The 24774-nt window shown below is 64.8% G+C and carries 23 protein-coding genes; 15 read left to right on the top strand and 8 right to left on the bottom strand.

Annotated elements, in window-relative coordinates:
* Positions 1–22: 22 nt before the first annotated feature.
* Genes DK459_RS00205 through DK459_RS00190 form a run of 4 tightly spaced genes read right to left on the bottom strand, consistent with a single transcriptional unit; the run spans position 23 to position 3546 of the window.
* Complete coding sequence (locus tag DK459_RS00205) at positions 23–634, bottom strand: ABC-type transport auxiliary lipoprotein family protein (protein WP_070543041.1); 612 nt, start codon at positions 632–634, stop codon at positions 23–25.
* Positions 631–1587: an MlaD family protein gene (locus tag DK459_RS00200; RefSeq protein ID WP_026382054.1), complete on the bottom strand. Its 957-nt coding sequence runs from the start codon at positions 1585–1587 to the stop codon at positions 631–633. The genes DK459_RS00205 and DK459_RS00200 overlap by 4 nt, the downstream gene beginning before the upstream one ends.
* On the bottom strand, positions 1574–2413 hold the full coding sequence (locus DK459_RS00195; RefSeq protein WP_006389737.1) for an ABC transporter ATP-binding protein: 840 nt from the start codon (positions 2411–2413) through the stop codon (positions 1574–1576). The genes DK459_RS00200 and DK459_RS00195 overlap by 14 nt, the downstream gene beginning before the upstream one ends.
* Positions 2413–3546: an ABC transporter permease gene (locus DK459_RS00190; RefSeq protein WP_026382053.1), complete on the bottom strand. Its 1134-nt coding sequence runs from the start codon at positions 3544–3546 to the stop codon at positions 2413–2415. Before DK459_RS00190 ends, DK459_RS00195 begins: the two co-directional genes overlap by 1 nt.
* A gap of 94 nt (positions 3547–3640) precedes the next feature.
* On the opposite strand from DK459_RS00190, the gene DK459_RS00185 reads away from it, so the two are divergent.
* The 3 genes from DK459_RS00185 to DK459_RS30680 are packed head-to-tail and all read left to right on the top strand — an operon-like array spanning position 3641 to position 5478.
* Positions 3641–4495 (top strand): biotin--[acetyl-CoA-carboxylase] ligase, encoded by an 855-nt coding sequence (locus DK459_RS00185; protein WP_054497989.1) that lies wholly within the window; start codon positions 3641–3643, stop codon positions 4493–4495.
* Complete coding sequence (locus tag DK459_RS00180) at positions 4492–5298, top strand: type III pantothenate kinase (RefSeq protein ID WP_006389734.1); 807 nt, start codon at positions 4492–4494, stop codon at positions 5296–5298. The genes DK459_RS00185 and DK459_RS00180 overlap by 4 nt, the downstream gene beginning before the upstream one ends.
* Positions 5299–5313: 15 nt before the next feature.
* Positions 5314–5478 carry a hypothetical protein gene (locus DK459_RS30680; RefSeq protein ID WP_006389733.1) on the top strand — a complete coding sequence of 55 codons (165 nt, stop codon included), beginning with the start codon at positions 5314–5316 and terminating at the stop codon, positions 5476–5478.
* A gap of 11 nt (positions 5479–5489) precedes the next feature.
* Here DK459_RS30680 and DK459_RS00175 read toward each other — a convergent pair whose 3' ends face one another.
* Both DK459_RS00175 and waaC read right to left on the bottom strand, forming a co-directional pair.
* Positions 5490–6758 carry a 3-deoxy-D-manno-octulosonic acid transferase gene (locus DK459_RS00175; protein ID WP_006389732.1) on the bottom strand — a complete coding sequence of 423 codons (1269 nt, stop codon included), beginning with the start codon at positions 6756–6758 and terminating at the stop codon, positions 5490–5492.
* Entirely contained in the window at positions 6758–7804 is a 1047-nt protein-coding gene (gene waaC, locus DK459_RS00170; protein ID WP_070543050.1) for a lipopolysaccharide heptosyltransferase I, read from the bottom strand. Before waaC ends, DK459_RS00175 begins: the two co-directional genes overlap by 1 nt.
* Positions 7805–7927: 123 nt before the next feature.
* On the opposite strand from waaC, the gene DK459_RS00165 reads away from it, so the two are divergent.
* From DK459_RS00165 to asnB, 12 genes are all read left to right on the top strand, one after another.
* Complete coding sequence (locus tag DK459_RS00165) at positions 7928–8980, top strand: Gfo/Idh/MocA family protein (RefSeq protein ID WP_006389730.1); 1053 nt, start codon at positions 7928–7930, stop codon at positions 8978–8980.
* A 5-nt stretch (positions 8981–8985) separates the two neighbouring features.
* Positions 8986–9555, top strand: a complete 570-nt coding sequence (locus DK459_RS00160) for an acyltransferase (protein ID WP_006389729.1) — start codon at positions 8986–8988, stop codon at positions 9553–9555.
* Between the two features lie 6 nt (positions 9556–9561).
* Positions 9562–10662, top strand: a complete 1101-nt coding sequence (locus DK459_RS00155; RefSeq protein WP_006389728.1) for a DegT/DnrJ/EryC1/StrS aminotransferase family protein — start codon at positions 9562–9564, stop codon at positions 10660–10662.
* 82 nt (positions 10663–10744) lie between these two features.
* Complete coding sequence (locus DK459_RS00150; protein WP_054499591.1) at positions 10745–12004, top strand: glycosyltransferase family 4 protein; 1260 nt, start codon at positions 10745–10747, stop codon at positions 12002–12004.
* A 16-nt stretch (positions 12005–12020) separates the two neighbouring features.
* Positions 12021–13199 carry a DegT/DnrJ/EryC1/StrS aminotransferase family protein gene (locus tag DK459_RS00145; protein ID WP_047993143.1) on the top strand — a complete coding sequence of 393 codons (1179 nt, stop codon included), beginning with the start codon at positions 12021–12023 and terminating at the stop codon, positions 13197–13199.
* Positions 13196–13789, top strand: coding sequence for a sugar transferase (locus tag DK459_RS00140; RefSeq protein ID WP_054499592.1), 594 nt, complete (start codon positions 13196–13198; stop codon positions 13787–13789). The genes DK459_RS00145 and DK459_RS00140 overlap by 4 nt, the downstream gene beginning before the upstream one ends.
* Positions 13790–13936: 147 nt before the next feature.
* On the top strand, positions 13937–15112 hold the full coding sequence (locus DK459_RS00135; RefSeq protein ID WP_006389724.1) for a glycosyltransferase family 4 protein: 1176 nt from the start codon (positions 13937–13939) through the stop codon (positions 15110–15112).
* Positions 15109–15810, top strand: a complete 702-nt coding sequence (locus DK459_RS00130) for a lipid II flippase family protein (RefSeq protein WP_006389723.1) — start codon at positions 15109–15111, stop codon at positions 15808–15810. The genes DK459_RS00135 and DK459_RS00130 overlap by 4 nt, the downstream gene beginning before the upstream one ends.
* Complete coding sequence (locus tag DK459_RS00125) at positions 15797–17206, top strand: hypothetical protein (RefSeq protein ID WP_110134345.1); 1410 nt, start codon at positions 15797–15799, stop codon at positions 17204–17206. Before DK459_RS00130 ends, DK459_RS00125 begins: the two co-directional genes overlap by 14 nt.
* A 100-nt stretch (positions 17207–17306) precedes the next feature.
* Positions 17307–19211, top strand: a complete 1905-nt coding sequence (locus DK459_RS00120; RefSeq protein WP_006389720.1) for a nucleoside-diphosphate sugar epimerase/dehydratase — start codon at positions 17307–17309, stop codon at positions 19209–19211.
* Positions 19208–20335, top strand: a complete 1128-nt coding sequence (locus tag DK459_RS00115) for a glycosyltransferase (RefSeq protein WP_006389717.1) — start codon at positions 19208–19210, stop codon at positions 20333–20335. The genes DK459_RS00120 and DK459_RS00115 overlap by 4 nt, the downstream gene beginning before the upstream one ends.
* A 23-nt stretch (positions 20336–20358) precedes the next feature.
* Complete coding sequence (gene asnB / locus DK459_RS00110; RefSeq protein WP_110134344.1) at positions 20359–22254, top strand: asparagine synthase (glutamine-hydrolyzing); 1896 nt, start codon at positions 20359–20361, stop codon at positions 22252–22254.
* A gap of 80 nt (positions 22255–22334) precedes the next feature.
* Here asnB and DK459_RS00105 read toward each other — a convergent pair whose 3' ends face one another.
* Positions 22335–23486: a glycosyltransferase gene (locus DK459_RS00105; RefSeq protein ID WP_006389715.1), complete on the bottom strand. Its 1152-nt coding sequence runs from the start codon at positions 23484–23486 to the stop codon at positions 22335–22337.
* Between the two features lies 1 nt (position 23487).
* The gene (locus tag DK459_RS00100) at positions 23488–24759 is read right to left on the bottom strand and encodes a hypothetical protein (RefSeq protein ID WP_006389714.1); all 1272 of its coding nucleotides are present in this window, start codon (positions 24757–24759) and stop codon (positions 23488–23490) included.
* Positions 24760–24774 lie beyond the last annotated feature (15 nt).

The following is a 24774-nucleotide window of genomic DNA, read 5'->3' as shown; positions in this document are numbered from 1 at the left end:
TGCTGCTTGAAAAGGAAGAATGTTAACCGCCGGCCCGGGCCGCGGCCTTGGGCTGGCTGGCCAGCCATTGCGCCAGCTGGTCGGCGGCATCGTCGGTGGCCTGGCGCAACGCGGCCACGCCGCCGGCGGCGTCCTGCGTGGGCGCCGGCGCCTGTGTCGCGATGCGCACCTGGCCAACCACGTTGCGGCCATTCAGCAATACCGCCTGCAGCAGCACGCGGCCTTCGCTGGCGGAACCATCCGGCGTGAACACCTGCTCGAACTGCGACAGGTAGACCTGCAACTGCGGCGTCTGGCCGCTGGCGCGCTCGGCCAACACCGGCCCCTGGCGCGACAGCCGCTCGATCAGGCGCTGGCGCACCAGGTCGGACGGCGACGAGGCCCAGCGATAAGTGGCATAGGATTGCGGCGCGGCGCTGTCGCCAACGCGCCAGATGACGCCGGTGCCGGACAACGCCGGCACCGCCGAGAACACCAGCGCCATCGGCTCGCGGGCCGGCAGTTGCGGCGCCGGGCGGGCATCCAGCCCCAGGTCGAACACGGCGGGTGGCGCGCCCACGCGGCCCACGCCGCAGCCGGTCAACGCCAGCGTCAAAGCCAGGGCCAGGGCCTGAATCGCACTGCGCATCTTCATTTCTGCTGTCTCCCAAATCCGGCGAACCCGGCCTCGCCGGGACCGGGCGCGGCCGGCGGCGGTCCGAACAATAGCGATTGTGGCGTGTTGTCCACGCGACGCAATGTGAAGGTGGCCCCGCGCGCGGCCTCGCTGACGCTGGCCGCCATGCTGGTGACGGCCGGCAGCGTCTCGCCATCCAGGCGTGAGGCGGCAAAGGCAATGTCGTTCAAGCTGCGCGTGGCCGCGGCCAGCGCGCCGTCCGGCGCATTCAGGCGCGCCAGCGACTGGCGCGCCTGCTGGGCCAGGTCGGCCACCTCGCGCGCCGCGCGATCCGCCTGCCGCGAGGTGCTGCCCAGCGAATCGACCAGGGGCCCCAGCTTGGCCAGCGCCGGCCCGAGGTCGCGGCTGGCTTCCTTGAGCGAGTGGGTGATGTCGGTGGCGTTCTGCAGGCTGGCGGTCAGCGCCTGCACGTTCTGCTCGCTCAAGAGGCGCCGCAGCTGCTCGGTGGCGTCCTCGACGTTGGAAATGAGACGCCCGCCGCGCTGCTCGATGCGGTCCAGGAAACCCGGGCGCAGCGGGATCGCGGCCGGGTTGGCGGCGCTCGACGCCAGCCGCTTGAACGAACTGCCATCGTCGCGCAGTTCCACGTTGGCCATGCCCGTGACGCCCTGCACACCCAGCTCGGCCCAGGTCGACTCGGTGATGGGCGTGTTCGGCGCGACACCGATGCGGATACGCACCTGGCCGGGCTTGTCGGGGTTCAGCGCCAGCGACTGCACCTTGCCCACCGGCACGCCCTGGTAGCGCACGGTCGACTGCGGATTGAGCCCGCTGACGGCCGTTGCCGAGATGATTTCATAGGTTTGCAGTTTGGTCCGGTCGCGGCCGATCCAGACGGCCACCAGCGCAGCGGCGGCCAGCAGCACCAGCGTGAAGATGCCGGCCATGAGCGCGTGACTACGGTTTTCCATGATGCGTTCCCTTCGGCGCCATGTCCCCGAGCGCGCGCAAGCCGCGCTCGCCCAGGAAGAATGTATGAATGAACGGGTGATCGACCTTCAGCACTTCCGGCACCGTGTCGCACACGATCACCCGCTTGTCCGCCAGCACGGCGACACGCGTGGCCAGCGCAAGCAGCGTGTCCAGATCGTGCGTCACCATGACAACGGTAAATCCCAACTGCCGGTGCAGGCTGCGCACCAGGTCCACGAATTCATCCGAACGCAGCGGGTCCAGCCCTGCCGTGGGTTCGTCCAGGAACACCAGCTCCGGGTCCAGCGACAGCGCGCGCGCCAGCGCCACGCGCTTGACCATACCGCCGGAAAGATCCGACGGCCGCTTGCCGGCATCCTGCGCCGACAGGCCGACCATGGCCAGGCGGCACATCACCACGTCGTGCACCAGGTCCTCCGGCACCGTGCGCAACTCCCGCAGCGGCAACGCGACGTTGTCGTACACCGACAGCGCCGAGAACAACGCGCCCGCCTGGAACAGCATGCCCCAGCGGTAGGACAGGCGCCGGCGCTCGCCTGGCGTCAGTTCGGACAAGGTATTGCCCAACACCTGGATGGTACCGGCGGCCGGCTGGTCCAGCCCGATGATCTGCCGCAACAGCACTGTCTTGCCCGTGCCCGAGCCGCCTACCAGCACCAGGATCTCGCCGGGAAAGACGGTCAGGTCCAGGTTGTCGTGCACCACGTGGTCGCCGAAGGCCGTGCGCAGCCCGCGCACGGTGATCACGGGCGCGACCGTGATGTTCTCCTCGGTAAACAGGCGATGCTGTGCGGCGCCGGCCATCAGATGCCCACCGAACTGAAAATGACGGCGTACAGCGCGTCCAGCAGGATCACGCCGGTGATCGAGGTGACCACGGAGGTCGTGGTGCCGCGCCCCAGGCTTTCCGTGTTGGGCTGGATGCGCAGGCCGAAATGGCAGGCGATCAGCGCGATCAGGATGCCGAAGGTCACGCCCTTGAGGATGCCGATCCAGTAATTGGTCAGGGAAATGGCGTCCGGCAGGGACTGCAGGAACCACTGCGCCGACACGCCCAGCTGCACCTGCGCCGCCAGCATCCCGCCCAGGATCGCCATGGCGTCGGTCCACAGCACCAACAGCGGCATGGTCACGGCCAGCGCCACCACCCGCGGCAGGATCAACCGCTGGCCGTGCGAGATACCCATCACCAGCATCGCATCCAGTTCCTGCGTGACTCGCATGACGCCGATCTGCGCAGTGATGGCCGACCCGGAGCGCCCGGCCACCAGGATGGCGGCGAGCACCGGCCCCAGCTCGCGCACGATCGACACGCCCAGCAGCCGGACGATGAAGCGGTCGGCGCCGATCATCTGCAATTGCTGCGCGGACAGGTACGACAGCACGACGCCGATCAGAAAGCCCACTAGCGCCGTAATGCCCAGCGCCTGCGCGCCGGTGCGGTAGACCTGGGCCGAGATCTCGCGCCACGGCCCGCGCGACGGCCGGCTCAACATGCCAAAGAGATCCAGGACCAGCTGCCCCAGCATGGTCAGCAGGGCGCGGCCGTTCTCGCCCGCCTGCAGCACAGCGCCGCCCAGGGCGCGCAGCCAGCCCCAGGCCGGCTCGGGACGCGGCGGCGCCTGCTTGCCGCCCTTGTTCGTCGCCAGGGCGGTGAACACGTCCTGCTGGCCGGCGGACCACCGCACGCGTTCGGGCAATTTCTCGCCCCAGGCCTGCCAGATCAGCAGCGCGCCGATGGTGTCGAGCCGGCTGATGCCCTGCAGGTCCCAGCGCGCCCCGGCGTCGGCGGCCTTCGCCATTGCGGCGCGGCGGCGCTCGACTTCGCCCGGCTCGGCCAGCGCCAGCACGCTCCAGTCGCCCCCGACATGGCACACGCCGGCTTCCTGGCGGAAGGGCGGCGCGGCGCGGGGTGCGGACGGAGCGGAATGCGGCATGTAGCGGAATACCGATGCAAAATGTATCCACAATCATATACGCTGGGGACGACAGGCCGCGAGCGCGGCCCGCGCGTGCCCTACAATCGCCGCCATGCCCGTTCACGTCCGCCCCACCGACCTGCCCGCGCCAGACGATCTGGCCCGGATGCTGGGTTCGCGCCTGCCCGCCTTCCAAGACATCGCCTGGACCGCCAGCACCGGCTCGACCAATGCCGACCTGCTGGCGCGCGCCCGCACGGGCGCCGGCGTCGGCAAACCCTGGCTGCTGGGCACCCATCTGCAGGAAACCGGGCGCGGCCGCGCCGGCCGTCCCTGGCAGAATCGCGTGGGCGCGGCGCTGATGTTCTCGTGTGCATTCGATGTGCACCTGCCGGCCGCGCAATTGCCGGCCCTGTCGCCGCTGGCTGGCCTGGCCGCCTGCGAGGCGCTGCGCGCCGTGGCCGGGCCCGGCGCCGACGGCCTGTGCATGAAATGGCCCAACGACGTGCAGTGGCACGACGCCAAGCTGGCCGGCGTGCTGGTCGAGACCACCCGCAACCCCGGAAGCCGCGAAACCGGCTATACCGTCGTCATCGGCATGGGCGTGAACCTGGTCGACGCCGACGCCTTGTCGCAGGCGCTGGGCCGCCAGGTCGCCGACTGGACCTGTGTCACGGGCCACGCCCCCGGCCACGCCGCCACCGCCGCCGACCTGGTCTGCGCCGCGGCAACGGCCTGGCATGAAGCCGTCCGCACCCTCGAACGCGACGGCTTCGACGCCTTCGCGCGGCGCTTCGACAAGGTCGACGCGCTCGCCGGCCGCGCGATCAACGTGCTCGACAAGGGCGACGTGATCCTCAGCGGCACCGCCTGTGGCGTCGACGGCCAGGGCCGCCTGCTGGTGCAAACGCCCCAGGGCGCCATGCCGATCTCGGTCGGTGAAATCTCGATTCGACGCCAAGCATGATCATCCTCATCGACTCAGGCAACAGCCGTCTCAAAGTGGGTTGGCTGGATCCCGGCAGCCCCGACATGCCGCGCGAACCGGCCGCGGTCGCCTTCGATGGCCTGGACCTGGACGCGCTGGACCGCTGGCTCGGCGCCCTGCCGCGACGGCCGTCACGGGCGCTGGGCGTGAACGTGGCGGGTGCAGAACGCGGCGCCGCCATCGCCGCCGTGCTGCAACGCCATGGCTGCCCGGTCACCTGGGCCACGTCGCAGGCAACCACGCTGGGATTGGTCAACCGCTACAAAACACCGTCGCAACTGGGCGCGGACCGCTGGGCCTCGTTGTTGGGCGTGCTGTCGCATCTGCCTGGCGCCCATCCGCCCTTCCTGCTGGCCAGCTTCGGCACCGCCACCACCATCGACACCGTGGGGCCGGACAACGTTTTCGCCGGCGGCCTGATCCTGCCGGGCCCGGCCATGATGCGCAACGCGTTGGCGCACGGCACCGCCAACCTGCCGATCGCGGAAGGCCAGGTCGTACCCTATCCCACCGATACCCACGAAGCCATCGCCTCCGGCATCGCCGCCGCCCAGGCCGGCGCGGTGGTGCGCCAGTGGCTCGCCGGCCGGCAACGCTATGGACAGGTGCCGCAGATCTTCGCCGCGGGCGGTGGTTGGCCGGAAGTCCACCAGGAAATCGAACGCCTGCTGGCGGATGCCGGCGGCGCATTCGGCGCCGCGCCGGTGCCGACCTACCTGAACCATCCCGTCCTCGACGGATTGGCGGCCATGGCGCGCGCCAACCCGGCCACGGGCGCCTGATCCAAAGGCCACGGCATGCGCGTGCTCTTCATCCTGATCCTGCTGGCCAATCTCGGCGTCTATGCGCTGGGCCAGGGGTGGCTGGGCGCTCGGCCCGAAGACGAAGGGCGCGACACGCGGCGTTTCAGCCAGGAATTGAACCCGGGCGCGGTTACGCTGGTGCCGCGCAATCCTGCCTGACCCGCCCGGCGTCAACCCAGCCAGGGCGCCAATGCGTCCATGGTCCGCGCCGTGGCGCCCGAATGGCTGGCGAACCATGCCCGCGCCGCCTGACTGGCAGCCTGCCGCGCGGCGGGGTCCTCCAGCAGCGCCAGCGCCGCCGCCACGGCCTGGTCGGGGTCCGGCTGGCGCTGCGCGGCACCAGCCTCGATGGCATCGCTGGCGGCCTGCTCGAAATTGAAAGTGTGCGGTCCCACGATCACCGGCACGCCGGCGGCGCAGGCCTCGATCAGGTTCTGCCCGCCCAACGGCGCAAAACTGCCGGCGACCACGGCCACGTCGGCCGCGGCGTAATGGAATGCCATTTCCCCAAGGGAGTCCCCCAATACCACGACCGTGTCCGGTCCAGGCACCTGTCCGGACGACCGCCTGACATAAGCCACGCCGGCCTGCTCCAGCAGCGCCGCCGCGGCATCGAACCGCTGCGGGTGGCGCGGAATCAGCAGGAACAGCGGTCCACCGGGCAGGCCGGCGCGATGCTTGAGCGCATCGATGAAGGGTGCATCCTCGCCTTCGCGGGTGCTGGCCAGGGCGATCACCGGCCGGCCCAGGCTGGCCCGCCAGGCCTGCCCCGCCCGCACTTGCGCCTCGGGCAGCGACAGATCGAACTTCAGGTTGCCGGATACGCGAGGGCGGGACACGCCGGCCCGGGCCAGCCGCCCGGCGTCCGCCGCGGTCTGCGCCAGCACCATGTCCAGGCCCGCCAATGCCTCGCGCATGACGCCGCCCATCCGGCCGGACTGACGTAGCGAAGACGCCGAAAAGCGGGCGCTGACCAACGCCATCGGTACCGCCGCGCGCCGCGCCGCGGCCAAAAGGTTGGGCCAGATTTCGCGTTCCACGAGAATGCCGCAACGGGGCGCCGTGGCGGCCATGAAACGCCGCGTCGCGCCCGGAAAATCATAGGGCAGCCAGGCCTGTCGCAATTGGCCCCGGGCGATCGCATCCGCGAACAGACGCGCACCTTCGGCCCGGCCGGTTGCGGTGATATGAGTCAGCAGCACTGGCAGGCCGCGGTCCAGCAGCGCTTGCAGCAACGGCTGCGCGGCGCGCGTCTCGCCCAGGCTGACGGCATGCACCCAGACCGGCGCATCGGCGGCGCGGGCCGACCGGATCTTGCCGAACCGCTCTGGCGAGAAGATTTCCCATTCGCCTCCCGCGCGTTTGGCGCGGCGGGCCATCCATAGCCAGACCAGGGGCGCGAGCGCCCGCAACCCCAGGGTATAGACGGCCCGGTTCATCAGTGAGCAGCCAGCGCCTGCTCGACCGATGCCATCACGGCCTCGCGCGATGGCGACGCGCCGCGGTCGCCCAGGCTGGCCGTGTAGTTCGAGCCGACCAACGGCGTGCGCACCGGCGTGGAAGCCCGGTAGATGCCGATAGTGGGGCGCCCAAGCGCGGCCGACAAGTGTGTCAGTCCGCTGTCCAGCCCGACCATCAGGCGTGAACCGGCCAGCAGCCGGGCCACCGACGTCAGGTCCATGCGTGGCATCACCTCGACGTCTTCCATGCCAGCCACCAGCAGACGCGCGCGCTCGGCCTCCTGCTCGTTGCCCGCCAGCAACTTGAGCGCACAGCCGGCGTCGCGCAGCCGGCGGAAGACGGCGCGCCAATCATCCTCGGGCCACAGTTTGTCGTCGCGGCTGGCCGACGGCATGATCACCGCGTAGCCGCGGTCGGTATCCAGATGATGCAGGCGTGGCAATTCCGTCGCATCCAGGCCTTCGCTGGAGATTTCGTGGACGGCGTCGGCGTTGTCGCGCCCCAGCCCGGACGCGCGGGAAAACGCCTGCAGCCCGAAATCGGGTTGACCACCATATTGGTATCCAAAGGTCAGCGACGCCAGTTTGCGCTGACGAATGACCGCGGGCTGCCAGAACTCCACCCGATGGCGGACGTTGTAGAACAGCGATGCCAGCGGTTCCCGCGCGGAACGCCAATCCAGGCCATGGCGCACGCCTTGCGCCTGGCGCACCAGCCAGGCGGATTTCAGCAAAGCCTGCATATCCAGCACGATGTCGTACCGCTTCGAGCGCAGGCGCTCTTTCAGCGCCTGGCGTTCGGCCCGCACCTGGCTCGACCACCAGGCCTTGCGCCACCTTCGGTGGGCCACCTTGATGACCTCGTTGACAGCGGGGTGCCACGCGGGGATTTCAGCGAAGGCTTCTTCGGCGATCCAGTCGATTTCAGCGTCCGGCACGTGGCGGGCGATGTCGGAAATGGCGGGCAGCATGTGCACCAGATCGCCTAATGACGACGTACGGACAATGAGAATGCGAGTTGGCATCGATTGGAAAAGGCGGGTTGTGCGCTCGTAACGCAGCCCGGTCTTCAAGTATTATTACGCTCTATTCCGGGAGGGGCTGTCGAATTATCCCGGCAATTTACAACAAAACAACCTATTCTCCCGATGACCGCTAATCCAGTTACCGACCGCAAGGTTCGTTTCGCCCTGGTAGGGTGTGGGCGTATTTCCAAGAACCACATCGGAGCCATTGCTCAGCACAGCGACCGTGCGGAGCTGGTGGATGTCTGTGACACCAATCCCGCCGCGCTGAAAGCCGCCGCGGAAGCCACCGGTGCGCGTCCCTTTGCCTCACTGACGGAATTGCTGGCCCATACTACGGCGGACGCGGTCATTCTGGCCACGCCATCGGGTCTACACCCCTGGCAGGCCATTGAAGTCGCGCAATCCGGCCGCCATGTGGTCAGCGAAAAACCCATGGCCACCCGCTGGGAAGATGCCAAGCGCATGGTGAAGGCGTGCGACGACGCAAACGTGCGCCTGTTCGTCGTCAAGCAGAACCGCCGCAACGCAACGCTGCAGCTGCTCAAGAAGGCCATCGACAGCGGCCGCTTCGGCCGTATCTATATGGTGACGGTCAACGTTTTCTGGACCCGTCCCCAAGACTATTACGATGCCGCCCGCTGGCGCGGCAAGTGGGAGTGGGATGGCGGCGCCTTCATGAACCAGGCGAGCCATTACGTCGACCTGCTCGATTGGCTGGTGGGTCCCGTGGAAAGCGTGTACGCCTACACCGCCACGCTGGCTCGCCGCATCGAAGCCGAAGACACCGGCGTGGCCGCGATCCGCTGGCGCCATGGCGCCATGGGCTCGATCAACGTCACCATGCTGACCTACCCGCAGAACCTGGAAGGCTCCATCACCATCCTGGGCGAAAAGGGCACCGTGCGCGTGGGCGGGGTCGCCGTCAACCGCATCGACGAATGGAAATTCGCCGACGAGCATCCCGACGACGCCAAGATCCGTGAAGCCAACTACGAGACCACGTCGGTCTACGGCTTTGGCCATCCGCTCTATTACGACAACGTCATCCGCGTGCTGCGTGGTGAATGCGAACCCGAGACCGACGGACGCGAAGGCCTGCAGTCGCTGGCCCTGCTGACCGCCATCTACCGCTCCGCGCGCGACGGCCTGCGCGTACCGCTGCCGCTGGACTGAGCATCATGAGCATCCATTCCACCGCTATCGTCGACGACGGCGCGCAGATCGGCGCCGGCACCCGCGTCTGGCACTGGGTCCACGTTTCGGGCGGCGCCGTCATCGGCGAGGCCTGTTCGCTGGGCCAGAACGTCTACGTCGGCAATCGCGTCAAGATCGGCAATCGCGTCAAGATCCAGAACAACGTCTCCGTCTACGACAACGTGACGCTCGAGGATGACGTGTTCTGCGGCCCCAGCATGGTGTTCACCAATGTGTACAACCCGCGCGCGGCCATCGAACGCAAGAATGAATACCGCGATACGGTCGTGCGCCAGGGCGCCACGCTGGGCGCCAACTGCACCATCGTGTGCGGCTCGACCGTGGGCCGCTACGCCTTTGTCGGCGCCGGCGCCGTGGTCAACCGCGACGTGCCCGATTTCGCCCTGGTGGTAGGCGTGCCCGCCCGCCAGATCGGCTGGATGAGCCGCCATGGCGAACAGCTGGACCTGCCGCTGACCGGCAGCGGGCAGACCACCTGCCCGGCAACCGGCGACCAATACGTACTCAAAGACGGCGTCTGCCAACTGGTGTGAGACAACATGCAATTCATTGACCTGAAGAAGCAGTACCAAGTCCTGCGCGACCCGATCAATGCACGTATCCAGGCCGTGCTGGATCATGGCCAGTACATCATGGGTCCCGAGGTCAAGGAGCTGGAAGCCGCGCTGTGCGCCTATACGGGCGCCAAGCACTGCATTACGGTCGCCTCCGGCACCGAAGCGCTGCTGATCGCGCTGATGGCCCTGGGGGTGAAGGCCGGCGACGAAGTCATCACCACCTCGTTCACGTTCGTGGCGACGGCGGAAGTCATCGTGCTGCTGGGCGCCGTGCCGGTGTTCGTGGATGTCGAGCCTGATACCTGCAACATCAAGGTTTCGGAAATCGAGGCCAAGATCACGCCTCGCACCAAGGCCATCATCCCGGTGTCGCTGTACGGCCAGTGCGGCGACATGGACGAGGTCAATGCCATCGCCGACAAGCACGGCATCACCGTCATCGAAGACGCCGCGCAGAGCTTCGGCGCCACCTACAAAGGCAAGAAGAGCTGCAACCTGTCCAAGATCGGCTGCACCAGTTTCTTCCCGAGCAAGCCCCTGGGCTGCTACGGCGACGGGGGTGCGCTGTTCACCAACGACGACGAGCTGGCCCAGGCCATGCGTGAAATCCGCGTGCATGGCCAATCGGCCCGCTATTACCACACCCGCATCGGGGTGGGTGGCCGCATGGACACGCTGCAATGCGCCGTGGTGCTGGGCAAGCTGGAGCGCTTCGAATGGGAAGTGGAACAGCGCATCAAGATCGGCGCGCGCTACCAGCAGTTGCTGGCCGACCTGCCGGGCGGTGCCCGCACGGTCACGGTGCGTCCGGATCGCGACAGTGTCTGGGCCCAGTTCACGGTCATGGTGCCCAATCGCGAAGCCGTGATCGCGCACCTGAAGGAAGCCGGCATCCCGACGGCAATCCACTACCCGCGGCCCATCCACGCTCAACCGGCCTATGCCGCATTCGCCGCGGCCGAAGGCGCCACGCCGGTGTCCGACACCCTCGCCGCCACCGTCATGAGCCTGCCGATGCACCCGGACCTGGATGAAGCGACCCAGGATCAGATCGTCGCCGCGCTGCGCGCAGCACTGGGCTGATGTCCTGCTGGCACGGTGCCCACCGCGGCGCCGTGCCAGACACACCGCCACACCCCTGGCGGCGACACGCTACGATGTCGGCATGAATATCCTGCTTATCAACCATTACGCCGGTTCGCCCCGGCACGGAATGGAATTCCGGCCGTATTATCTGGCCCGCGAATGGGTGCGACAAGGCCATCGCGTCACCATCGTCGCCAGCAGCGTCTCGCACCTGCGCCAGCAGAATCCCGCCGTTTCATCCCCCGTCACACGTGAACAGATCGACGGCGTCGATTATCTCTGGTTGCGCACCCACCCCTACGCCGGCAATGGCGCCAAGCGCCTGCTCAATATGCTGCAGTTCACGGCAAAGGTCCGCGGCATGGCTCGCGAACTGGCCGCGGACCTTCCCGATGTCGTCATCGCCTCGTCGACCTATCCTTATGACATCTGGCCCGCCGCGAAAATCGCCCGCATCGCCGGGGCCAAACTCGTCTACGAAGTCCATGACCTCTGGCCATTGACGCCGCGGCTGCTGGGCGGTTTTTCCGAACGGCATCCCATGATCTTCTCCATGCAGCTGGCGGAAGACTACGCCTGCCGGCATGCCGACAAGGTCATCTCCCTGTTGCCTGGCACCGCGCCGCATCTGCAAGGCCGCGGCATGGCCCCGGACAAGTTCGGCTACATCCCCAACGGATTCGATCCCGCCGAAACCGCTCGTGCGCTGCCTCCCCCCGTCGAAGCGCGCATCACCGAATTCACGCGCCAATTCAAGGCCACCTGCGTCTATGCCGGCGGCCACGCCGTATCGAATGCGCTGGATCCGATGATCGAGGCCGCGGCAAGACCGGAATCCGCGAACGTGGGATACCTGCTGGTCGGCAAAGGCGTAGAGAAGGCACGCTTGATGCAGCGGGCTCAATCATTGGGCCTGAAGAACATCCTGTTCCTGGATCCGGTGGAAAAACCCACGATCCCGACCCTGCTGTCCCTCGCTGACATTGCCTACATCGGTTGGCACGACAGCCCGCTCTACCAGTTCGGGACCAGCCCCAACAAATTGTTCGACTACATGCTGGCGGGACTGCCCGTCGTTCACGCCACGAGTTCCCCTTACGACCTGGTGAGCGACGCGGATTGCGGTATCAGCGTCCCCGCGGATGACGTGCCGGCCATCGCCGGCGCAATCAGCGACCTGGCCAACTTACCAAAAACTGAACGTCAAGCATTGGGGGCACGTGGAAAGGCCTTTGTGCAGCAACGCCACAGCTACCCCTTCCTGGCTCGCCAATTCCTCGAGTCGCTTGGCGATGCCGTGCATGGCTCCACTACAATCCCGGTTTCGCAACGTCCTTAGCCGCCAGGCCACGAACATGTCTTTCATTCCCTTCGCACTACCTGACATTGGCGACGCCGAAATCACGGCCGTCACTGAAGCCATGAAGTCGGGGTGGCTCACTACGGGGCCCAACGCCCGAGCGTTCGAGCAGGAATTCGCGGCCTTCATCGGCAGTGGCGTGGAAGCCGTGGCGGTGAACTCGGCAACCGCCGGCCTGCACCTGGCCCTGGAAGCCATCGGCGTGGGCGAGGGCGACGAAGTCATCACCACCACTCACACCTTCACCGCCAGCGCCGAAGTTGCCCGCTACCTTGGGGCTGAACCCGTGCTGGTGGACATCGATCCTGATACCTTTTGTGTCAGCCCCGAGGCCGTGGAGCGTGCCATCACGCCGCGCACCAAGGCGATCATCCCGGTGCACTACGGTGGCCTGTCCTGTGACATGACCGCCATCCTCGACATCGCCCGCCGCCACGGACTGCGCGTCATCGAAGACGCGGCGCACGCCCTACCCTGCACCTGGAAAGGCGAACTGATCGGCGGCCTGGCCAGCGACATCACGGTCTATAGCTTCTACGCCACCAAGACCCTCGCCACCGGCGAAGGCGGCATGGTGGTCACGCGCGATCCGGCACTGGCCAAGCGTTGCCGCGTCATGCGGCTGCATGGCATCGACCGCGATGCCTTTGATCGCTTCACGTCGAAAAAGCCGGCGTGGTACTACGAAATCGTGGCTCCCGGATTCAAGTACAACCTGCCGGACACCGCCGCGGCGATGGGCCGCATACAGCTGGCGCGGGTGCGAGAAATGCGCGACCGCCGCGCCGCCATCGCCGCATGCTACGACAACGCATTCGCCGATCTGCCGCTCACCTTGCCGCCAAGTCCCGAACGGCTGGCCGCTCGCGGCTACGACGTCAGCGACACACACGCATGGCACCTGTATGTATTGCGCCTGTCCGCGGACGCGCCGATCGGCCGGGATGATTTCATCGTGCGCATGACGGAAGCCGGGGTCGGTTGCAGCGTGCACTACGTACCGTTGCATCTGCAGCCCTATTGGCGTGACCGCTACGGCCTTCAGCCCGGCATGTTCCCGCATTCGCAACGGGCCTACGAATGCATGGTGAGCCTGCCGATCTATTCACGCATGACCGATGATGAAGTCGCGCGTGTCATCAGTGCCGTCGAGACGCTGCTTCGCCGCCGATGAAACGGTTGTTCGACTTTGTCGTTTCCCTGCTGGGCCTGATCGTCCTGTCACCACTGTTCCTGGTCATCGCGGTGGCCATCAAGCGCGACTCGCCCGGCCCGGTGTTTTTCCGCCAGGTGCGTGTAGGCAAGGACGGCCGGACCTTCCGGATCCACAAGTTCCGCAGCATGACGGTCAGCACCGCTGGCAATTCGAAAGAGATCACCGTTGGCGGTGACGCCCGCATCACGCGCACGGGAGCCTGGATCCGCCACTGGAAGCTGGATGAACTGCCTCAGCTCATCGACGTACTGGCCGGCAGCATGAGCGTGGTGGGTCCACGTCCTGAAGTGCCCCGGTATGTCGCGCTCTATCCCGACGCGCAACGACGCGTCGTGCTGTCAGTGAAACCAGGCATTACCGACTTGGCATCCATCCAGTTCCGGCATGAGAACGAGCTGCTGGCGCGCGCCAGCGATCCGGAACAGGCCTACCGCGAACAGATCCTGCCCGAAAAACTGCGGCTCCAGAGTGAATATGTGCGCACGCGCTCCTTCATCGGCGACATGAAAATCCTTGTCGCGACTTTCTCCGCCATTTTCAGGCGGTAAATATGTGTCCGAATACGTGTGCCAATCACGAAATCGGACTCATTGATACATATTGATTCAGTCCGAGAAACGTGACCGAAATATCGGCTGTGTTAGGCTGTTGCTAGACTGCCGTCTGACTCAATATATAAAAAATCCGGCATCAGATTGACTACCCATTCCGAACCCTCGTCAGCGGCAGATTCCGCATTCCAGACCGGCACCGCATCATCACTGAGAGTCGCGCTTCTGGGCGCGACGCGAAGCATACATACCGTACGATGGGCCAATGGCCTGAGCGAACGCGGCTACGACGTGCATCTGCTGTCGCTTGACGATCCTTCCTCGGACATCGCGGCAGCAGTCCATCAATACAAATTGCCCTGTGGCTCCCCCTGGGGATACTTCCTGGCTGTTTTCAAGCTGCGTCAACTGCTCTCCCGGATCAAGCCCGACCTGCTCAACACTCACTACGCGACCGGCTACGGCCTGCTGGCGCGACTGTCGGGCTTCCTGCCGAACCTGCTGTCGGCCTGGGGCAGCGATATCTACGACTTCCCGAACAAGAGCCGCTGGCACCATGCCGCACTGGGCAAGACCCTGGACCGCGCAACGGCGCTCGGTGCGACCAGCCACGCCATGGCGATTAAAATGCGTGAGTTGTCCAGCACCCCCATTTTTGTCACGCCCTTCGGCATCGACGAGCACCAATTCACACCCAGGCTTGTAAGGAATCCGTCAGACCACATTGTCATCGGCACGGTGAAGACACTGGAGGCGATTTATGGGATCGACACCTTGATCCAGGCGTTCGCAAAGCTCAAGGTCCGGCTTGCCATGACGCACCCCGATCTGGCTGATCGGCTGATGCTGCGGATCTATGGCGGCGGCAGCCAGTTCCACATGCTTGCATCGATGGCCGAAAGCCTCGGGCTCACGGATTGCGTCGAACTCAAGGGGCAGATTCCGCATGCCGACGTACCATCCGCGCTGGGCCAGCTGGACATCTATGTGGCGTTGAGCCGCCGCGACAGTTTTGGGGTGGCAATCCTGGAAGCCTGCTCGAGCGGGCTACCCGTCGTCGTGTCCGATGCGGATGGCCCCGCCGAGGTCGTGCTCGATGGCGTGACGGGCTTCGTCGTGCCGATCGAAGATGCCGATGCCGCCGCCCGCAAGCTCGAAACCCTGGTCCTGGATGCGCCGCTGCGCGCCCGGATGGGCGCGGCCGGCCGCGAACGCGTGCGCGACCGCTACAGCTGGGATCACAGCCTCGACCTGATGCAGTTGGCCTACCGGGAAACCTTGCGCATCCACCACGGCCCCACGGCGCACGGCGCGTCATGACGCTGCTGATCGCCCTCGTCATCCTGAGTTTCTCGACCATTCACCTGCTCGAGTACCTCAGCTATTACGCCCGCATCGCCGGCCGGCTCGCGGGCAAGCCGGTCACGGGGTACGCCGTTCAGAACGCCACGACCACGATCACGCGCTTCTTCTATCTGGCGCTGATGCCCCTGCTGGGATTCCTGATCGACAAGCAGATCCCGGTTGTCACCTACCAGATGATGGGACTGGGCGCGCTGGCCGGCGCCACGGTACTCTCGCTGCTCGCATTCTTCATCCGTTTCCACTGGATCACCCTGCTGGCGAATTTCATCCAGCGGCGCAGCGGCAAACCGAAGCTGCGCACCGCCGACGTGCGCAAGCAGCTGGAAACGCCCTCCAGGTTCCCTCGCGCGCGCATCATCGTACTGGCGGCGGCAGTGTTCCTCTGCTATGCGGTTGGCGTGCTCGTGTCGTACTACTTTGCCCTGGTGTTTCACGACTACCGCAGCACCATTTCGCAACTCTCCGGCATCGTGAACGGATTCGCCACCGTGCTGCTCACGTTCGTGCTCGAGCCCCGCATCGCCACGATCGTGGACGACCATCCCACCCACGACGTCTACCATGCGGTACAGGCCATGCTGACGGGCCGCCTGCTGGCAGTCGGCATCCTGGCGCCAACGCTGTTCTGGAGCCTGGGCAATGCGCTCGGCTGACACCAGGACAACTCGCCTGACCGACCGGCTCGTGCTGGCCGCCTTCGCGCTGTGCCTGGCCGGCTCGTCGATCTATGTGCCCTATCCCCTGCGCCCATTCCATTGGGGGTTGGCGTTTTTCGTCGTGGCCCTGGCCATCGCTCCATCCTGGCGCATTGCGGCGTGGCATACCCGCCTGAAGCTGCCGGTGCTCATTCTCGTGCTTCTCCTGGCACTGCAATCGCTTTGGGTCATGGCGGACGACCGCTACACCCGATACACCATGTACCTCCTGATTGGCGCGGCTTCCGCCATACTGGGCGAAACGATCGCACGCCGACCCAAACCGTTTCTGTTCCTGTTCCCCGGGCTGTTGGCTTACTGGTTCATCACCGCCTACTTTCCCGCCTTCGACACCTGGACCGAAGCGCAGCGGTTCCGGCCGCGCTACCTGCTGACCGGCGGCGTATGGAACAACATCAACGACATGGCCACCGCGCTGGTATTCGCCAACCTCATCTGGTTGCTCTGTCGCCGACGCCTTTCGTTACTGCTGTTCGGCGCGTGCTGGTTCTACGCACTGTTGCTCAATCGACGGGCAGACATGGCCGCCGCCCTGGTGCTGGGCATCATGTACCTGGTGTGGCTCGTGGACGGCGACCGGCTGCGGGAACGCCTGAAATTCCTGGCCACCTGTGTGCTGGCGACGCTGGCCGCGCTCCCGCTGCAGAGCGAACCCCTGCATCTGGTTTCCCTGCCAACCATCCAGGCGACGGCCCCGCCTGCCGTCCCGTCCCCCGGCGGAATCCCGCCAACCCATGTTGCTCCCCCCGTCATGGCGGCGCAGCCCGCCATGACGGAGACGCCACCGGCGCCTGCCTCCGGCATAGGACAAACCCAGCCCCCGGCCCCGACGTTGGCGCCCCCGCCGGGTGCCGGCACTCATGTCGCACCGGCGCCGCTGCCCGAGACCCACCATGCACCACCGCCTGCGCCGACTGCGAACGTCAGCATCAAGGCGCAGGATGGAGATGAATCCTCCGCCTTCCGCGCCAGGCTCACCATGGACATGGTGGCGGAATGGCGGGCAATGCCCTGGTGGCAATGGCTCACCGGCCTGGGCGCCGGACAATTGAACCTTATCTGGCCCGGCAACAAGGCGCCGTGGGCGTCGCCTCATTTCTTCTGGCTGGAAATGTTCTTTCATGTCGGGCTGGGCTGGTTCCTGTTGCTGGGCTGGCTGATGTGGCGGCTGGACTGGCGAGGCCGGATCAGCTTGCTGGTCGCCGGCATCGCCGGTCTCGCCCCCAGTTCCATGGTCTATTTCCAGCCATTCTGGATATTCCTGGGTGTGCTGGCGGCCACTTTGCCCACAAAGCGCCCGGCGATATCCCAGCGCGCTGTCGACCAGCACTGACGGCTTGGCCCTCGGTTTGACACAATAAATCTAGTTACGCGCCAAGGCCTGTAAAATCCGCCATACATATAAAAGACATACGCCTCATCGACGCCCTCTCATGATCCTTCCCCTTGCCATCCGGCGTCTTTTTGTAAATTTGCCTCGTCCGGCCAAGCAGGCGCTGGCCGTGGTGCTTGACGCAACAATTCTCCTGATTTCGTTTTACCTCGCGCTGTGGTTGCGTTTCGAGCTTTTCTTCCTTAATACCTCGTACGCGGCGCTGTCTCTCGCCGCCTGTGCGGGCGGCATTCTCGCCATGGCGGGGTTTCGGGTCTACAACTACATCCTGCGCTACATGAACGAGCGGGTGATCCTCGGGATCACCGCAGGCGTGGCGGTATCGGTCATGGTGGTCACGGCCGCCAACACCTTCCTGCAGTTGATCGGGCTGTCGCGCGCCGTACTTGTCATCTACGGATCCCTGGCGATCGCCGGACTGGTCGCTTCACGCTGGATTGGCCGCCGGGTGCTGTTCACCGACGCCAAAGACGTCAGCGATCTGCGCATACCGGTTGTGATCTATGGCGCGGGCGGTGCGGGCTCCCAATTGGCCACCGCCCTGCGCGCGGGCCCCCATTACAAGCCGATCGCCATGCTGGACGACGACCGGCGCAAGCACGGCCTGATGGTATCGGGTCTGCGGATACACCCTCCACAGCACCTGCCCAAGCTGGTGGAGCGGTACTCTGTGCGTCAGTTGCTCATCGCCATGCCCACCGCGGGCCGGGCACGGCTGCGCCAGATTGTCGAGTCCGCGGAACAGTACCGGCTGCGCATTCGGCTGGTGCCGAGCCTGCGTGAACTGGTCGATTCCAACGGACTCCGACTACGCGACGTCCAGGTAGAAGATCTGCTGGGCAGAGACCCCGTCGCCCCGATACCTGAGTTACTGGGCCGCTGCGTAAGCGGTCGCAACGTTCTAGTGACCGGTGCCGGCGGATCCATCGGCTCGGAACTGTGCCGCCAGATCGTCGCGCTCGAACCGAAGCGCCTGGTGCTATTCGAGATGTCCGAACCCGCCCTGTACGCTATCGAGCAGGAGCTTATCCAACTCATCGGAAACCGGCCGATCGAACTCATCGCGACGCTCGGTTCAGTACGTGATCACGCTCACACGCTGAACCGCATCCAGCAGTACTCCATCCAGACGATCTATCATGCCGCAGCCTACAAGCACGTGCCGATGGTGGAGCAGAATATTGCGGAGGGTGTGGCAACCAACGCGTTGGGTACGCAGTCCCTGGCGCGAGCCGCGATCGCCGCCAACGTCAGCGATTTCGTATTGATCTCGACGGACAAGGCAGTCCGTCCCACCAATATCATGGGCGCCAGCAAACGCCTCGCTGAACTGATCCTGCAATCCCTGTCGCAACAACAGGCGGTCACCCGGTTCTCCATAGTGCGATTTGGCAACGTACTGGGAAGTTCCGGCAGCGTCGTGCCGTTGTTCCATCGTCAGATTTTGGCTGGCGGCCCCGTAACGCTGACGCACTCGGACATCACACGTTACTTCATGACCATTCCTGAAGCGGCGCAGCTCGTGCTGCAGGCCGGCGCGATGGGCGCTTCCGGTTCGGTGTTTGTCCTGGACATGGGGGAGCCTGTCCGCATTCGAGACTTGGCGGAGCGCATGATCCGACTGTGCGGCTTGACCATACGCGACGCGTCCGATCCGGACGGTGACATTGAACTCCGTGTAGTCGGCCTGCGACCTGGCGAGAAACTCTATGAAGAGCTACTGATTGGCGGTGACGTCAAATCCACGCAACACCCGCGCATCATGCAGGCCCGGGAAAATGATCTGCCTCATGAAATCTTGACGGCGGGACTTGCCAAGCTTGAACAGACTCTGAGTACCTACGACCGCAACCAGATGGTCGAAGCTATCGCAGCACTCGTCGCCGAATACACTCCACAGGCGGCCGGTGAGCCCTGTCATCAATCCCTTACCTTGGCACAATGACGGTACGGATCGCGCATCTCACCACTGCCCATCCACGTTTCGACGTCCGGATATTCCACAAGGAATGCCGCAGCCTGGCTCGCCAGGGGTATCAGGTTGATCTGTATGTCGCGGATGGCGGCGGCGATGGGCAGCGCGACGGAGTCTCGATTTTCGACGTCGGGCCACCGACCGGCCGCGTCAGCCGAATGCTCGGGAAGACCTGGACAGTCTGGAACCGGGTACGAAAAACGGATGCCCAGATCATTCATATCCATGATCCGGAGCTGTTACCCATCGCACTGATGCTCAAGTGCATGGGGCGCACCATAATCTACGACGCGCACGAAGACGTCCCCCGGCAGATTCTCAGCAAGCCTTGGATCCGGCCTTGGATCCGCCAGGCCATCGCCTGGCCTTTCGAACGATTCGAGAATTTCGTTGCACGTCGTTGCGCCGTGGTCATATGCGCGACGCCGCATATCGCACAGCGCTATGCGGCGCAAGGCGCCAACAGCATCGACGTCAACAATTACCCCATCCCTGGCGAGCTGGACGGCCCTGCGACCCAGGAAACGACCGGGTTGGCCCCACGCGTGGACCGGACGATCTGCTACATCGGTGGCATCGCCCGGATCCGTGGCGCGGTGGAAATGGTCCAGGCACTGGAACATGCGGATGCCCGACTCATTCTGGCCGGCCCCATGGAAAGCGAAGCGTTCCACACCTCGCTACGCGCGATGCCCGCCTGGAGCAAGGTCGACTATCGCGGGGTATTGGATCGGCCCGGCATTCGACAGGCGTTGTCGGAAGCTCAGCTTGGCTTGGTGCTCCTGCATCCTATACCAAACTACCTGGATGCCCTGCCAGTCAAGATGTTCGAGTACATGGCCGCGGGAGTTCCTGTATTGGCTTCGGACTTCCCGCTTTGGCGGGAGATCCTTGAATCGTCGGGTACGGGCAGGTGTGTCAACCCCCTCGATACGACCTCGATCGCCCAAGCCATCAACGCGATGCTGGCCACGCCAGTCGACCAGTTGGAACGCATACGCGCGGCATGCCGTACAGCGGTTCAAACCACTTACAATTGGCGAAACGAAGAGGCCAAGCTCGTCAGCGCCTACGCCAAGATCACGCCCCCATAACAATTCAGGATCCAACTCTACCCATGTGCGGAATTCTTGGCGGGTGGTGGGCCTCGCCACCGGAAGATCTGGAGAACCGGCTGGGACGAGGCCTGGTGCGATTGCGCCACAGAGGGCCCAACGACCAAGGTAGCGAACTCGCCGACGGCGCCATCGGCAAAGTGGCGCTCGGACAGACTCGCCTGTCAATCATCGACCTATCCACAGGCGGACATCAACCGATGTCCACCCACGATGGTGCCCTCACGGTCGTGTTCAACGGCGAGATCTACAACTACCGGGAATTGCGCGCGGAACTGAAAGCGCTCGGCCATCAGTTTTCCTCGGATAGCGACACCGAAGTCTTACTCGCCGCCTGGTATCAATGGCGAAACGCCGCATTGCGGCGTTTCGTTGGGATGTTCGCGTTTGCGATGCTGGACCGGCGCAGTCAGACGCTGACACTGGCGAGAGATGCCTTTGGCATCAAACCCCTTTACTACCGCCGCACCTCTGAGTCGCTCGCTTTCGCGTCCGAGCCGCGAGCGCTCATGACGCTGGACCACGCCTCTCGGGAGTTGGACTTTCAGGCTGCTTACGACTATCTGGTCCACGGGCACTACGACCATACAGAGCGCAGTTTCGTCAAAGACCTGTGCACTCTGCCTCCGGCACACACCCTTACCCTTTCCATCCGCACAGGCCAGGCTGACGTCCCCCAACGCTGGTGGGCTCCGGTAATCGCCGAGCGTAGACCCACCCCGGCCTATGCCGACGCGGCCGCGGAACTCCGAGACCGGTTCCTGGACAGCATCCGACTGCACTTGCGCAGCGACGTCACCCTGGGCGCGGCCCTGTCCGGCGGCGTTGACTCGTCCGCCATCGTGTGTGCGATGCGGCATGTCGAACCCGATTTGCCATTGCGCACTTTCAGCTTCATCTCCCAATCTGCGGACCGCTCCGAGGAGCAATGGGTCGACATCGTCAACGTCGGATCCAACGCCATCGCACACAAGATCCGCGTCACGGCGGATGAACTGGCCAACGATATCGACGACCTGATCCTGGCCCAAGGAGAACCCTTCGGCAGCACCAGTATCTACGCCCAATATCGTGTCTTCAAGGCGGCACGGGAAGCCGATGTCACCGTCATGCTGGAGGGTCAGGGTGCGGACGAACTGCTGGCCGGCTATAACGGCTACCCCGCTCAACGATTGGTCAGCCTGCTAGAACGCGGCCACCTGCCATCGGCGCTGCGTCACCTGCGGGGCCAGCGCAACTGGCCTGGGCGCAGTCTCAAGGCAACACTGCAGGAAGCCATCAGCGTCATGGCCGGGGACCCGCTGTACCAGCGACTGCGTGCGCTGTCAGGGCGCGATCCCCGCCCGGCCTGGCTGGATATCGACGCGCTGAGGGGCGCCGGTGTGCGGATGGAATATCCCCGCGCGAGCTGGCCTGGAAGCAGTGGCGGCCGGCGCGCCATGGCTGAGATGGCGATATCGCTGACGCAGCGCGGGCTGGGCTGGCTCTTGCGCCACGGAGACCGCAATTCCATGCGATTCTCGATCGAAAGCCGGGTTCCTTTCCTGACGCCGGATCTCGCGGATTTTCTGATGGGCCTGCCCGAGGACTATCTCGTATCGCTGCAGGGCGAAACCAAGCACATCTTTCGCACCGCCATGCAGGGCATCGTACCCGCATCCATCCTGGCCCGCAGGGACAAGATCGGTTTCGAAACACCGGAGCTTGCGTGGCTGCGCAAACTTGCTCCACAGGTCCGGCAATGGCTGGCGCCCGGACAGGGATCTTCCTTGCTGGACAACGCGCAGATGTTGCAGCATTTCGACGCGGTCATCGAAGGGCGGCGTCCGTTCAGCTGGCAGATCTGGCGATGGATCAATTTCCAGCGCTGGGTCCAACTCAACCAGATCAAGGACTAGGGTGGCACAGCTACCCGGCGGCGAGCACGCTCAGCCTGGCGACCGATCCGCCTCGACGCTCCTTTGAGCGTCAAGGCGTCCTAGGATCGCCGGCGCGCAAGCGCCTCTTCATAGTCCGACTTGATCCTGCGAGCGATGGCATGCGGATCGTGCCACCGTTCAACATAGGCCCGGCTACGCCGCGCCCAGGCAACCAGCTCAGATCGCGGCATCGTCAATACCTGCTCCAGCGACTGCTCCACTGTTGCCTCGGTCACCTGCAACACAGGCAGCTCGCGCGCCATATCGGGCGGCAGGAATGACAGATCCTCCTGCCGGATATACGACAGCACAGGCTTGCCCAACGCCATCAGTTCCACGGCCAGGCCGCCGTACCAACCGGCGAACAACTGATCAATCAGCACGTCGGCGCGCTCGTATTCCTGGCGCGCCTGGGCATGGCTCATGCCTTCGACAAGGATAAGCTCGAACTCGAAGCCCCGCACACGCAGGTTCTCCAGCGCCGCGAGGATATAATCGGTGCCCTTTACCTGCCGGTTGCTCGGCGCATGGGCGATGCGCAAGGGCCTCGGCTCTCCTTGGGTATAGCTCGGCAACCATTCGTCCAGGAAGATGTGCGAATAAGGCACGAACTCCGCGCGAGCCGGCAATACTCTCAACAGATCCGGATTCACGGAATAAATCCGGTCGCAGTATTGGTCCAGACGGCTAATCTGCCGGCGCTTGAAGGCGTCGCTGGCCGCATTGTAGTAGTCAGGGCCGACCTGCCGGGCAATGCAGATCTGAAAATGGGCCCGTGAATAGTCCCCCTGCCGGGCATCGTCCCCCTGATAGGTCACAAACATGGGCACGCCTTGGCGCTTCGCGCGGGCCAGCTCGATGCCTTGCAACAACCAAAGGTAGGCTGCACGCAACGGGTACGCCAGGCGCTTGGCCAGACCCGAGCCCGGACTGGCCGACCAAGCGTGCGGTCTTGCCAAGGTGGTACCGAAATTGAAATGCAGGACGTCATAACCCGGCACGTCGCGCCACAGGGTTCGCCACCGCCGCCATTCTCGGCGCAGTGGCCCCGCGTCGTCCGGATTGACCACAATGTCGACCGGATACTGCAGATAATTCTGCTCCGTGGTCAATGTGTCGCTGCCCACGCCCTCCTGGCGCAGCGCGGCGCTCAAGCCTTGGGGATTGCCGCCGACCGAAGTGGGCAAGTGCAGGACGCGGAACGGCGTCATTTCAAGAGGACGCCTGCTCACCGTCCTTGGCCCGTTCGAGCAAGGGATGGTAGAAATTGATCAGATCCACGGGCTTGCCGAACCACACTCGATCCAGAATGGCCGAGAACATCTGGGCGCTCGCCGCGAAAGAATGACGTTTCTCGACAAACGCTCGCGACCGGGCCGAAATCTGCGGCCACTCGGCGCGCCGCGCAATCAGGTCACGCAGCACCCCCTCGATGGTGCGCTGCCCGGCGGATACGATAGGACATTCATCCAGGTAGGAGTATGTGCGGAACAGGTCCGTCGCCGGCAAGCCGTCCACGGGGCTGACTACCACGCGCCCCAGAGCCAGTCCCTCCAGGGCGGCCAGCGCATATCCCATGACCAATTGGTCAACGTAGATATCGGCCCGTCCGATACGTTCGAGCGCCTCGTGGTTTGGCACGCGCTCGATCAGGTCCAGGTGGATATCCACGCCTTCCGCGCGTAGCGTCTGCACGGCCTGCACCAGGAACTCCGTGCCTTTCACGCCGCGATGATTGGCGGCATGCGCAATGCGTATCGGGCCACTGGTCTGCGGGGCCGCGAACGGTCGGATACGCTGCGTATCGACCGGATAGCAGGTCAGGGGCAGGATGTCCCATCGAGGCAGGCTGGTGAAATGCACCAGGCAGCCCACGACAACATCGGCATCATGCGTCATGCGGCGGATACGCTTTTGCACGCGGCCGGCATGGTTGCCCATGGCGGGATAGCTCATCATCAACCCATGGCGCCAAAGCGGGTCGCCCATCTGATCGTAGACGAAGGCATCGCTGCCGTAGGGCATGACCACGATTTTCTTGCCAGCCAGGCGCAACAGTTTCAGTTCAAGCGGGGCAAGCAAGGTATCTCGCAGCACCCCCCCGTCGAAATACATAAAAAACACGTCATAGCGCGACAGCGAATGCCCGAAAAAGCGATATGCCATCCAGCCGGAGCACAGGTAGTCGGCCAGCTTGCCACGAGAGACCGCTGGAAACACCAGATGGTCGAAATCTTCCCTGCGGTTGATCGCGTACAGCTCCGTCACCGCAGTTTCGCTCAGATAGCCGCGTTCAGCCATTGCACGCGCCATATAGGACAACGACTTGATCGGCGTGGATTGCCAAACCAGGCGTGGGCGCTCCGTGGCGGAGCGCGCGGATAACACATGGCGCAGATAGCCAGCCACCAGGAACGGCAGTCCGGCCACCAGGACAAGCACGTCCAACAGCGTCCTGAGCAACGGTTTGAGCAAGGCGGACATCCCGCGTTTCCTCTC

This window comes from Achromobacter sp. RW408 (assembly GCF_003184165.1).
Taxonomy (GTDB): Bacteria; Pseudomonadota; Gammaproteobacteria; order Burkholderiales; family Burkholderiaceae_B; genus Achromobacter; species Achromobacter xylosoxidans.
The sequence above is the reverse complement of the archived record's forward strand: the minus strand, read 5'-3'. Positions and strand labels throughout refer to the sequence as shown.